The organism is Pseudooceanicola profundus (assembly GCF_054919315.1).
This window is the reverse complement of the sequence record NZ_CM142898.1, coordinates 516167-527900: the sequence shown is the minus strand read 5'-3', so window position 1 is coordinate 527900 and position 11734 is coordinate 516167. Positions and strand designations below refer to the sequence as shown.

General features: G+C 68.3%; 9 protein-coding genes. 2 read left to right on the top strand and 7 right to left on the bottom strand.

Going from position 1 to position 11734, the window contains the following annotated elements:
* Positions 1–408 precede the first annotated feature (408 nt).
* Entirely contained in the window at positions 409–2208 is a 1800-nt protein-coding gene (lepA, locus tag ACX9MO_RS02360) for a translation elongation factor 4 (RefSeq protein ID WP_222492559.1), read from the top strand.
* 298 nt (positions 2209–2506) lie between these two features.
* Positions 2507–3253, top strand: a complete 747-nt coding sequence (locus ACX9MO_RS02355; protein ID WP_462213407.1) for a DUF1353 domain-containing protein — start codon at positions 2507–2509, stop codon at positions 3251–3253.
* Positions 3254–3259: 6 nt separating this feature from the next.
* Here ACX9MO_RS02355 and ACX9MO_RS02350 read toward each other — a convergent pair whose 3' ends face one another.
* The 7 genes from ACX9MO_RS02350 to ACX9MO_RS02320 form a co-directional block, all read right to left on the bottom strand.
* Positions 3260–3610: a hypothetical protein gene (locus ACX9MO_RS02350; RefSeq protein ID WP_462213406.1), complete on the bottom strand. Its 351-nt coding sequence runs from the start codon at positions 3608–3610 to the stop codon at positions 3260–3262.
* A 244-nt stretch (positions 3611–3854) separates the two neighbouring features.
* On the bottom strand, positions 3855–4541 hold the full coding sequence (locus tag ACX9MO_RS02345) for a GntR family transcriptional regulator (protein ID WP_222492565.1): 687 nt from the start codon (positions 4539–4541) through the stop codon (positions 3855–3857).
* A 121-nt stretch (positions 4542–4662) separates the two neighbouring features.
* A complete protein-coding gene (locus tag ACX9MO_RS02340; protein ID WP_462213405.1) occupies positions 4663–6081 on the bottom strand; it encodes an amidase family protein in 1419 nt (472 codons plus the stop codon).
* 27 nt (positions 6082–6108) lie between these two features.
* Positions 6109–7503, bottom strand: coding sequence for an amidase family protein (locus ACX9MO_RS02335; RefSeq protein ID WP_462213404.1), 1395 nt, complete (start codon positions 7501–7503; stop codon positions 6109–6111).
* Positions 7504–7514: 11 nt separating this feature from the next.
* Positions 7515–9038 carry a M81 family metallopeptidase gene (locus tag ACX9MO_RS02330; RefSeq protein ID WP_462213403.1) on the bottom strand — a complete coding sequence of 508 codons (1524 nt, stop codon included), beginning with the start codon at positions 9036–9038 and terminating at the stop codon, positions 7515–7517.
* Positions 9039–9075: 37 nt separating this feature from the next.
* Positions 9076–10719 (bottom strand): ABC transporter ATP-binding protein, encoded by a 1644-nt coding sequence (locus ACX9MO_RS02325; protein WP_222492573.1) that lies wholly within the window; start codon positions 10717–10719, stop codon positions 9076–9078.
* Positions 10720–10739: 20 nt separating this feature from the next.
* The gene (locus ACX9MO_RS02320) at positions 10740–11657 is read right to left on the bottom strand and encodes an ABC transporter permease (protein WP_462213402.1); all 918 of its coding nucleotides are present in this window, start codon (positions 11655–11657) and stop codon (positions 10740–10742) included.
* Positions 11658–11734: the final 77 nt, after the last annotated feature.

Here is an 11734-nt window from a genome sequence, read left to right as displayed (position 1 = left end):
TCCGGTTCGGGCGGCGCAGCCTTTACGGGAACCGCCGCTCGGCGGCATCGGGCAGTCGGGCCGGGACATGGCGCGCCGCTCTCCGTCTCGCACCCAAGAATTTTCGAAAATTCTTGGCAAAATTCTTCGAAGAATTTTGGGCGCCCGGCATGGGGACGGAGGGCTTCGGTCGGGGCAGGGGGCTGCCGCGGGGAGGCCCGGACGTTTCGCATGTTCCGGTCCGGGTTCTTCGAAAAATCCGGTCGGGGGCGCTGCCCCCCTTGCGCGCGATGCGCGCAATTCCCCCCGGAGGTATTTGGAGAAAGATGAAGCGGCGATCCGCGGCGGGCGCGACGTGCCGCCACATGCCGCGCGTCCCTGCGACAGACCCTTGCCAAACGGCCTTTTCCCCCGCATATGCTGCCCATCATGACCGATCTCGCGCATATCCGTAACTTCTCCATCGTAGCCCACATCGACCACGGGAAATCCACCCTGGCCGACCGGCTGATCCAGTCCACGAACACCGTTTCCGAACGGGAGATGAAAGAGCAGCTGCTCGACGCGATGGATATCGAGCGCGAGCGGGGCATCACGATCAAGGCGAACACCGTCCGGATCGAGTATATCGCCGACAATGGCGAACTTTACATCCTCAACCTGATCGACACCCCCGGCCACGTCGACTTCGCCTACGAGGTCTCGCGGTCCATGCGTGCCGTCGAAGGCTCGCTGCTGGTGGTCGATTCGACCCAGGGCGTCGAGGCGCAGACCCTGGCAAACGTCTACCAGGCGATCGAGGCGGATCACGAGATCATCCCGGTCCTGAACAAGATCGACCTGCCCGCGACCGAGCCCGAGCGCGTGAAGGAGCAGATCGAGGACGTGATCGGCATCGACGCCTCCGAGGCGCTGATGGTCTCGGCCAAGTCGGGCATCGGCATCCACGAGACGCTGGAGGCGATCATCGCCAAGCTGCCTGCGCCCACCGGGGACCGGGACGCGCCGCTGAAGGCGATGCTGGTGGACAGCTGGTACGACCCCTACCTCGGGGTCGTGGTCCTGGTGCGGGTCATGGACGGGTTCCTGCGCAAGAACGACCGCGTGAAATTCATGCAGAACGGGACGATCCACCAGGTCGACCGGATCGGCGTCTTCCGCCCGGCGATGCAGAACGTCGATGAACTGGGCCCGGGCGAGATCGGCTTCATCACCGCCTCGATCAAGCAGGTGCGCGACACCAAGGTCGGCGACACGATCACCCACGAGAAGAAGGGCGCGGACAAGCCGCTGCCGGGCTTCAAACCCTCGGTTCCGGTGGTGTTCTGCGGTCTCTTCCCGGTGGACAGCGCCGAGTTCGAGGACCTCCGCGACGCGATCGAGAAGCTGGCGCTGAACGACGCCTCCTTCTCCTTCGAGATGGAGACCTCGGCCGCGCTCGGCTTCGGCTTCCGGTGCGGCTTCCTCGGGCTGCTGCACCTCGAGGTGATCCGGGACCGGATCGAACGCGAGTATGACATCGACCTGATCACCACGGCGCCCTCGGTGATCTACCATGTCTTCATGAAGGACGGCACCAAGGTCGACCTGCACAACCCGGCGGACATGCCCGACCTGACCCATGTGGATCACGTCGAGGAGCCCCGGATCAAGGCCACCATCATGGTGCCCGACGAATACCTCGGCGACGTGCTGAAGCTCTGCCAGGATCGCCGCGGCATCCAGGAAGACCTGACCTATGTCGGCGGGCGTGCCATGGCGGTCTACGACCTGCCGCTGAACGAGGTCGTCTTCGACTTCTACGACCGGCTGAAATCGGTGACGAAGGGCTATGCCTCCTTTGACTACCACCTGACGGGTTATCGGCAGGACAACCTCGTGAAGATGCAGATCCTCGTCAACGACGAGCCGGTCGATGCGCTCTCGATGATGGTGCACCGCGACCGGGCCGAGATGCGCGGCCGGGCCATGTGCGAGAAGCTCAAGGACCTGATCCCGCGCCACATGTTCAAGATCCCGATCCAGGCCGCCATCGGCGGCAAGGTGATCGCGCGTGAGACGCTGGCGGCCCTGCGCAAGGACGTGACCGCCAAGTGCTACGGCGGCGACGCCACGCGGAAGAAGAAGCTGCTGGAGAAGCAGAAGGCCGGCAAGAAGAAGATGCGGCAGTTCGGCAAGGTCGAAATCCCGCAGGAGGCCTTCATCTCCGCGCTCAAGATGGACAACTGACCGGGCTTGCGGGCCGGCGACATCTGATCAGACACTGCAGGGCCGGGGCGGAATGCTCCGGCCTTTCGCGTTGTGCGTCTTGCGTTCTGGCGCGCGCGGCGGGGGCTGAGGAACGTCCGGCGGAGGGGCACCGGGGCAGGGTTTCCGGGGGAGAGCGCGCGGGCCCGCGCAGGGGAGATCGGCCCGCGCCGGATCCTGCCGAGGTCAGCTGCGGCGACACGCCCCTTGATTGTAGGGGTGGGATACGGGATCACGATGGCGTATTTTCATCACGACACCCGTTCCAAAGGCAGCCCCCATGCGACACCTCCTCGTCCCGCTTCTCTGTGCAACCGCTCTCTCCGGCTGCGCCATGCCCGGCTCCCGCGCTGACCTCGCCGGGGCCAATGTCGCCACCGCGCGCAGCTTCTGCGCCGGATCGGCCAGCCCCGAATGCCGGTTCGTCGATGCGCCGGTTCAGCTGGGCAGCACCCCCACGCGCGTGGATGGGCGGGGGCAGACCTTCTACGCGACCTCGCGGAAGCTCACTTTCGTCGACGGGTTGAACGAGACCTGGGTCGCCCCCGCGGGCACGCTGACCGACGGTGCGTCGATCCCCAAGGTCTTCCACGGGATCGTCGGCAACCCGACCTCGCCCAGCTTTGCCAATGCCGCCGCGATCCACGACGCGATCTGCGGTATCGGCAACGAACAGGGGCAGGTCTACCACACCCGCACGTGGCAGAGCACGCACCGGATGTTCTACGATGCGCTGCGCGTGGGCGGCACCGACGAGATTACCGCCAAGGTGATGTTCGCCGCGGTCTACCTCGGCGGACCCCGCTGGGGTGTGAACGGCTACCGGAGCGACCCCCGGATCGCCAATGTGCCGGACCTCGAGATGGAGACCGCGATGCGTCAGGCCAAGCACTACATCGAGAGCGACAACCCCTCGATCCCGCGGATCGAACGCTATCTCGACCGCAAGCTCGACATCATGTTCGGCCGGCTCGACGGCGGGCGCGATGACATGGATCGCGGCGGCCCGGTCTACATCGCCGATTGAGCCGGATCACTCCCTGAGCCGCTGCCAGGCCTCCGTATCCACCGCGCGCAGACGCGCCATGGCCCGTTCGGCCTCGGCGCGGATCGCCTCGCGGCTGTCGGCCTTGGCGGCGGTGACCTTCTGCTGCAGCGTGTCGATCTCGGGCAGGGGGGTGCCGGTGGCGCGCGACAGGGTCTGCAACGCTTCGAGGATCTTGCCGAGCTGCGTGCCGTAGCTGGCGACCTCGGTCACGATCTTCTCCTCGATCTCGGGCACGCCGGCGATGTCGTCGGACAGGAACCGGGGCGAGATCGCCTGCGTCACGTCACCGGAGAAGGGGGCGCGCAGCACCGGCGCCCAGATGTCGAAAGGGGTCATACACAACACTCCTGCTGAAACACCCGTCAAGCCTGCGCAGGGCGCGGGAGGCTGTCAATTTTCGCGACGGGTGGGGAGGCTCAGCCGTTGCCGGGCGTGCTGTCTCGCGCCGAAACGGCGGGCAGGGCTGCCGGATGCGGGTGCTCCGGCGCGCAGCGGAAAGCAGGACCGGGTAGGACGGGGCCAGAACGGGGGCAGGCAAAGGCAGGGGCGCAGCCTCCGGCCGCGCGCCCGCCGGTTCCGGTCACTCCACCGCTTCGGTCTGCTGCTCCAGCCAGCGGGTCAGGCGCGCGCCCTCGGTCTCGTCGTGTTCCCATGCGGCGCGGGCGGCGGCCTCGGGATCCTGTGCGCGCAGGGCGGCGATCAGCGGCTCGTGCTGGGCGATGATGTCCTCGGGCCCGGCGGCGACATGCTTGTTCGACGTGGCGATGAAGAGCCGCACCTGCTGTTCCACGACACGGTACTGCGAGGCGAGACGCTGGTGGCCGCTGCTTTCCACGATGGCGCGGTGCAGGGCAAAGTCGGCATCCGTCATGGCGCGCAGGTCGCCGCTCTGGCAGGCGGCCAGCAGATCCTCGATGGCGCCATCCAGACGATCACGGACCTCCGGTTCGGTACGCGCGGCGGCGAGCCGCGAGGCGAGGCTTTCGAGGCTGCCGCGCAGGGTCCAGATCTCCCAGACGTCCTGCGGCGAGAGCGAGGCGACCTGCCAGCCGGTATAGGGGATCTGAACGACGATACCCTCCACCGCGAGCCGTTGCAGCCCCATCCGCAGGGTCGAGCGGGCGACCCCCAGTTGTTCGGCCAGGGCGATCTCGGTCAGGCGACCGCCGGGCTCCACTTCGCCCGACAGGATATAGTCGCGCAGGTTTTCCGTCACGATGGCCTCGGTCGACTGGCGCGTCACCGGGCGCAGCTTGCTGATGGTCATCTCTCCCCCCTCTTTCTGCTGGCCGGGCCGTTGGGCCCGGCTGGCGTTTGCTCGGGCCGCAGGGCCCGGCTGGCGTTTGTCCGGGCCATGGGGCGCGGCTGGCTTTATTGGCTCGGCCCGCTCAGATGACGGGCTCCGCGATTGTGACGGGCGTTCCGCGTGCCTCGATCGCCTCGGCGGCGTCGAGGGCCACGTCCTCCCGGAACCGCCCGGAGACGATCTGGATGCCGAGCGGCGTGTTGTCCGCCATGAGCCCGGTGCAGAGCGTCAGGGCAGGCATCCCGGCGACGGGCAGGCCCACCATGGACATCTGCGATTTCCAGACGCGCTGATAGTCCTCGGGGCTTTTGAGGTCAAGATTGTCGGCAAAGGGCAGCTCTGCGGAGGGTGGCAGCAGGACGACGGGGTAGTCTTCGAGGAAGAGCGCCCATTTCCGCGCGATGCCCATGCGGTTGACCAGCGCCTGCGAGAACTCGGCGGCCCCGATGGTGGCGGCGAAGTCCTTCTGCCCGGCAAGGGCGGCGATGGCACCGGGATCACCCTCGGCCTGCGCCGCGGCGACCTGACCGGCGTAGTTGTCGCCCATCCAGAGGGTCAGCTGGATCGCCACCGCCTCGTCGATCGGGGGCAGCTCCTCCAGCTCGTCCACCTGCCAGCCCGCGTCGCGCAGCTTGTCGGCGGCCGCCAGCAGTTCCTTCTGCAGCTCCGGCGCCGTCTCCATCCCGTCGGGGCAGAGGCAGAGCGCGGCGCGCTTGGGCACCGAGGGGCCCACCAGCGGAGCGGGCACTGACCACGGGTCGCGCGGATCGGCCTTGGCCATCGCCTCGAAGCCGAGGCGCAGGTCCGCGATGCTGCGCGCAAGCGGGCCCGAGACGGCCATGATCTGCGGCCCCACCCCCCGGTCAGGACCGGAGGCGTTGTAGGCCGCGAGCCGCCCGATGGTCGGGCGCAGGCCGTGGATGCCGCAGGCATAGGCCGGGTAGCGGACCGAGCCGGCGATGTCCGTGCCGTGGCCGATCGCGCCGATGCCCGCCGCGGTGGCCGAGCCCGCCCCGCCGGAGGAGCCGCCGGGCGTCAGCGCCTTGTTGCGGGGGTTGTAGGTGTGGCCATGGAGGAGGTTGTTGGTGAACCAGCGGTAGCTGAAGGCCGGGGTGTTCGTGCGGCCCACGGCCACGGCGCCTGCGCCCAGCAGGTTCGCGACCACGGGGTTGTGGCACTTGGCGATCAGGTCCTTCTGCGCCTTCAGCCCGTTGGTGGTGGCATAGCCCTTCTGGTCGACGTTGACCTTGATGGTCACGGGCACACCGGCCAGCGGACCCGGATCGCCGCCCCCGGCCACCACAGCGTCCACGGCGGCGGCGGCGGCCAGCACCTCCTCGGGGCGGCTCTCGACCACGGCGTTGATGGCGGGGTTCACGGCCTCGATCCGCGCGAGGGCGGATTTCGCCACCTCGACGGCGCTGAGTTCACCCGCGCGGACCAGCGCCGCGATACGGGTTGCGGGGAGGCTCCAGAGCGGCTGGTCTGCGATATCTGCCATGGCGGTGTCTTTCCGGTGTTTTCGGGATCAGGGGGTGATGGGGTCGATGGGCATGGGCGGGGTGCCGCGGGCCTCGATCGCCTCGCCGGCGTCGAGACAGAGGTCCTCGCGCATCCGGCCCGCGACGATCTGGATGCCGGTGGGGGCGCGGCCCGACAGGCCGGTGGCCACGGCCAGCGTCGGCAGTCCAAGGACGGGCAGGGCGGACTGGAAGAAGTTGTTGCTGATCACCCAGTCGAGGCCCCGCGACGTATCTGCATCCGCCGGCATCGGCAGCTGCGAGGAGGTGGGGATCAGCAGCACCGGGTAGCTCTGCAGGAACCGCAGCCAGTCGCGGACGATATTGGCCCGCCGGGTCAGCGTGTCGCCGAATTCCTCCAGCGTCAGCTCGCCGGACCAGCGGCGCAGCCCCTTGAGCCAGTTGGTGATCCGGTCGAAGCCCTCGGCCTCTGCCGCGGCGATCAGCCGGTCGGGGGCATCCGCCACCCGGAAGCGGAACATCAGCTGGCTGGCCTCGCGCAGGGGCGGCAGGCTGTCCAGCTCCACCACGGTCCAGCCGGCATCGCGCAGCCGTTCGGCGGCATCGCGCAGGGCGGCCTCGACCTCGGGCGCAACCTCGATCCCGTCGGGCGAGACGCAGAAGGCCGCAAGGCGCGGGTTCGGTCCCGGGGGCGGGGGGGCAAAGGCCCAGGGATCGCGCGGGTCCGCGCCCTCCATCACCTGCAGGGCAAGGCGCAGGTCATGGACGCGCCGGGCCAGCGGGCCCTGCACCGACATGATCTGTGCCCCGATGGCGCGGTCGGGGCCGCTGTCGTTGTAGGTCGCCACGCGGCCAAGGCCGGGCCGCAGCCCGTGGATGCCGCAGGCATAGGCCGGGTAGCGGATCGAGCCGCCGATGTCGTTGCCGTGGGCAATGCAGCCGATCCCCGCCGCCGTGGCCGCCGCCGCCCCGCCGGAGGAGCCCCCGGGCGTGAGACCGGGATCGCGCGGGTTGATCGTGGGGCCGTAAAGCCCATTGTCGGTGAAGAGCCCGGCGCTGAAGGCGGGCGTATTGGTCCGCCCGAGGATCACGGCCCCCGCCGCGCGCAGCTTCTCCACGACGGGGTTGTCCTCGGTCGCGATCAGGTCGCGGTTGCGGCGCAGCCCGTTGGTGGTGGCAAAGCCCGCCTGATCCACGTTGACCTTGATGGTGACCGGCACGCCCTCCAGCAGCCGGGGGGCATGGCCTGCGGCGAGGCGGGCATCCACCGCCGCCGCCTCGGCCAGCACCTCTTCGGGGCGGTGATCCACGACGGCGTTCAGCGCCGGGTTCACCGCGTCGAGACGGGCAAGGGCCGCCTGTGCGACCTCCGTGGCGGACGCTTGCTTCAACCGGATCATATTCGCGGTCTGGCTGGCGGAGAGCGTCCAGAGGTCTGTCATGGCGGGTCCTTTCAGGCGTCGGCAGTCGTCTTGGTTTCGGCGAAGGTGGGTCCGCCGGGCATCATGCGCAGGTCTTCAGGCAGATTGTGCCAGGTCCAGTCGGTCGAGCGCATCATCATCTCGCCCGGGGCGACGGCGGTGATGATCTCACCGGCGATCGGGCGGAAATCGGCGCGGAAGTGGATCGCGCTCTTGGCGACGATGATGTTTTCCGTCGTGGGCTCGATCCCGAGGTAGCGCAGCATCTCCTGATCGGCGAGCTGTGCCTTGGCCGAGGCGACGGCGATGCGCACCCCGCCGATGCGCAGGCAGGCGGAGGGGCCGAGCCGCATGGTCCGCCCGCCGTAGAACGGGCCCTTGGTCTGGAACACGCCGTCGGAAAGGGCCTCGACCGAAAAGGTCGCCTCGAAGGGGCTGTCGCCCTTGGCAGGCGAGCGCCCGCCGAGCGCCACCGTGATCTGCCCGCCGACGCCGGCCGCGTGGGCGGCCTTGGCGGCCTCGGGGTCGTAGACGAGGCCCGCGCTTGCGCCCTGCACGTCATGGGCCACCAGCGCCTTGATCAGCCCCATCGTGTCGGAGGAACCGCCCGCACCGGGGTTGTCCTGCGCATCGGCGATGACCACCGGTGTCACGCCCGCGGCATTCAGCTCCAGCGCCTTTTCCACCGCCGTGTCGGGCGTGTAGAGCGGCCCTTCGAAGTCCATCTCGGCGGCAACGACAGCGGCGTTCAGCGGATCGCAGGCGGCAGCGGCCTGCTCGGGCGTGTCGCCATAGGCCCAGACCACCGGGCCGCACATGGGGATGTCCGCCGCCGGGAAGCCCATGCAGTAGGAGACGGAGGGCGCGCCGGTCTCGGCCTCCAGCGTGCCGACGAGGGCGTAGAGGTCGCGGGCGGGCGCGTCTTCGGTCGATTGCCAGCAGATCGGCTTCATGTAGGGGATCCGCGCCATGGCCTTGGCGAAGGGCTTGCCATGGGCCATGCGGCGGGCCAGCAGCGCATGGGCCTTGCGGCCGGTTTCGGCCATGTCCACGTGCGGGTAGGTGCGGAAGGCCACCATCGCGTCCGACAGGTCCATCATCCGCTGCGAGACATTGGCGTGCAGGTCGAGGCTGACGATGATCGGCATGTCGGGCCCGGTGACGGCGCGGATGCGCTCCAGCAGTTCGCCCTCGCCGTCCTTGGCATGTTCCGCGACCATGGCACCATGCAGGTCGAGGTAGACCGCATCTGCGGGCAGGGCGGCCTCGATCCGGTCTACGATCTCGCCCGCGATCCTGTCATAGGTCTCCTTCACCACGTAGCCCGAGGGCACCGCGGCGGTCCAGAGCAGGGTCTCCACCTCGTCGCCCGCGGCCTGCGCGGCCAGCAGGAAGCCCGCGCCGGCGAGGTTCACCTCGGGGTTCAGGGCGGTACGGACATCCGCGCCGGTGCAGAAGCCCGGGAAGCCGCCGCCGTGGGCAAAGGCCGCATCATCGGCGCGGCTGTCGGCAAAGGTGTTGGTCTCGTGGTTGAAACCGGCAAGCAGGATGCGCATTGCCTGTCCTTTCTTGGTTCTCGTCTTCGTTCCGGGATCAGACCGCGACGGCGGCGGTGGCGGGCCGGAAGTTCTGGAAATCCCAGTCCGGGGCCGGGGCCGCGTCGATCAGGGCCCGGGTATAGGCGTGCTGCGGGTTGGCGAGGATGTCGCGCGCCGCGCCGTGCTCCACGATCTTGCCCTTCTGCATCACGACCACCGTATTGCAGATCTGGGCGGCGACGCGCAGGTCGTGGGTGATGAAGAGGATCGACACGCCGGTGTTGTCCCGGATGTCCTCCAACAGCTTCAGCACCTGCGCCTGCACCGTCACGTCCAGTGCCGAGACGGCCTCGTCCGCGATCAGAAGGTCGGGCTTCATCACCACCGCGCGCGCGATGGCGACCCGCTGGCGCTGCCCGCCCGAGAACTGGTGCGGATAGCGGTTCATGACCGAGGCGGGCATGTTCACCAGCTCCAGCGTCTCGCCGACGCGCTTCTTCGCCTCGGCCTCGTCCATGCCGTAGTTGATCAGCCCCTCCATCAGGGACTGGCCGATGGTGCGGCGCGGATTGAGCGAACGGTAGGGGTCCTGGAAGATGTACTGCACCTGCTTGCGCACGTCGCGCAGGTTGTTCATCGGCACGATGTCCCGCCCGTTGACGACGACCGAGCCCTCGGTCGGGTCGGTCAGCCGCATGACGCAGCGCGCCACGGTCGACTTGCCCGAGCCGCTTTCGCCGATGATGCCGGTGATCTCGCCCTTGTGGACGGTGAAGTTGATGTCCTGCGCCGCCAGCACGGTGTTGTCGGAGAGCAGGCCCTTCTTGCCGTACCGCTTTTGCAGCGAGATCACGTCCAGCACCTTGGGCTGGGCCGCGATCGGCTCGCGGCGCGGGATCAGGCTGGGCACCGAGGAGACCAGCATCCGGGTGTAGTCCTTCTTGGGCGCGGTCAGGATCTCGTCCCGCGTGCCGGTTTCCACCAGGTCGCCGCGGTTCATCACCACGATGCGGTCCGCGATCTCGGAGACCACGCCGAAGTCGTGGGTCACGAAGACAACGGCGGTCTTCTCCTGCTCCTGCAATTCCTTGATGAGGTAGAGGATCTGCTTCTGCGTCGTCACGTCGAGCGCGGTGGTCGGCTCGTCGGCCAGCAGCAGGCGCGGGCGCAGGATCAGCGCCATGGCGATCACGATCCGCTGCCGTTGCCCGCCGGAGAGCTCATGCGGGTAGGATTTGTAGACCCGCTCGATGTCGGGCAGGTGCACCCGATCGAGCATGGACAGGACCTTCTTGCGACGCTCGGCCGGGCTGTCCTTGGTGTGCAGGCGCAGCACCTCGTCGATCTGGTCGCCCACGGTCTTCACCGGGTTCAGGGCCGTCATCGGCTCCTGGAAGACCATGGCGACGGAGGCCGCGCGCAGCTCGCGCATCCGGGCGGGGGTGACCTTCAGGATGTCTTCGCCATCCAGCATGATCCGGCCGCCGGTGACCTGCAGCGCGTCCTTGGGCAGCAGGCCCATCACGGCCATCGAGGTCACCGATTTGCCGGAGCCGGATTCGCCCACGATGCAGACCGTTTCGCCTTCCTTCACGTCGAAGGAGATGTTGCGCACGATGGGTTTCTGGCCCTTGGGGCGGGTGTCTACCGTCACGTCCTCGACCGAGAGGACGACTTGGCTGTCTGGGGTGGTCGTCATGATGATGTTCCTCGTCTCGGTCAGATACGTTTGGCCATGCGCGGGTCGAGACGGTCGCGCAGAACATCGCCCAGCATGTTCACGCTCAGCACGGTGAGCGAGACCATGACGCCGGGGTAGAGGATGAGTTCGGGCTTCACGAGGAAGTAGAGACGGCCATCGGCCATCATGTTGCCCCAGCTCGGCGTCTCGGGCGGCACGCCGGCGCCGAGGAAGGACAGGATCGATTCCGTCATGATCGCCGAGGCGAAGATATAGGTGCCCTGCACGATCAGCGGCGCGATCGTGTTGGGCAGCATGTGGCGGGTGATCATCTTGATCGTGGAGGTGCCGAGGACCGAGGCCGCCTCGACGTAGGGTTCGTTGCGCACCCCCATGATGACCGAGCGGACCATGCGCGCGACGCGGGGCACCTCGGGGATCGAGATGGCGATCAGCACGGTGGTCAGCGTGGCGCCGGAAATGGCGACGAGGGCGATGGCCAGCAGGATGCCGGGGATCGCCATGAGGCCGTCCATGAAGCGCATGATGACGATGTCGGCCCAGCGGAAGTAGCCCGTCAGCACGCCGAAGAAGACGCCCGCCAGCAGGGCGACGACGACGGTGCCGGCCCCCACGGCGAGGGAGATGCGCGCGCCGTAGACGACGCGGGAATAGAGATCGCGGCCGAAGCTGTCGGTGCCCAGCCAATGGGCGGCGGTGGAGCCCTGCAGACGCTGCGACGGGTCCAGCCGCACCGGGTCAACGGTGCCGAGGTAGGGCGCGAAGATCGCCATGAGGATGATCAGCAGCAGGACCACGGCCGAGATGCGGGCCGGCCAGGTCGAGAGGATGCCGCGGATCAGCTGTCCGAAGCCGGAGGCATTCTGCGCCTCTTCCATGTCGGGAAGATCGAGCGCCTCCTCGGCTTTCATCGTGTTTCCGCTGTCAGTGGTCATGGTGTACGTCCGTTGCTTGCGGCTCTTGGTGGGCCGCGTGTTCTTGTCCCCGTTGGACCGGCCCCCGGGGCAGGGGG

Coding starts and splice junctions, on each gene's coding strand:
- ACX9MO_RS02355 (WP_462213407.1), top strand. CDS start 2,507: ATGCGACACCTCCTCGTCCCGCTTCTCTGTGCAACCGCTCTCTCCGGC.
- ACX9MO_RS02345 (WP_222492565.1), bottom strand. CDS start 4,541: ATGACCATCAGCAAGCTGCGCCCGGTGACGCGCCAGTCGACCGAGGCC.
- ACX9MO_RS02320 (WP_462213402.1), bottom strand. CDS start 11,657: ATGACCACTGACAGCGGAAACACGATGAAAGCCGAGGAGGCGCTCGAT.
- ACX9MO_RS02330 (WP_462213403.1), bottom strand. CDS start 9,038: ATGCGCATCCTGCTTGCCGGTTTCAACCACGAGACCAACACCTTTGCC.
- ACX9MO_RS02335 (WP_462213404.1), bottom strand. CDS start 7,503: ATGACAGACCTCTGGACGCTCTCCGCCAGCCAGACCGCGAATATGATC.
- lepA (WP_222492559.1), top strand. CDS start 409: ATGACCGATCTCGCGCATATCCGTAACTTCTCCATCGTAGCCCACATC.
- ACX9MO_RS02350 (WP_462213406.1), bottom strand. CDS start 3,610: ATGACCCCTTTCGACATCTGGGCGCCGGTGCTGCGCGCCCCCTTCTCC.
- ACX9MO_RS02340 (WP_462213405.1), bottom strand. CDS start 6,081: ATGGCAGATATCGCAGACCAGCCGCTCTGGAGCCTCCCCGCAACCCGT.
- ACX9MO_RS02325 (WP_222492573.1), bottom strand. CDS start 10,719: ATGACGACCACCCCAGACAGCCAAGTCGTCCTCTCGGTCGAGGACGTG.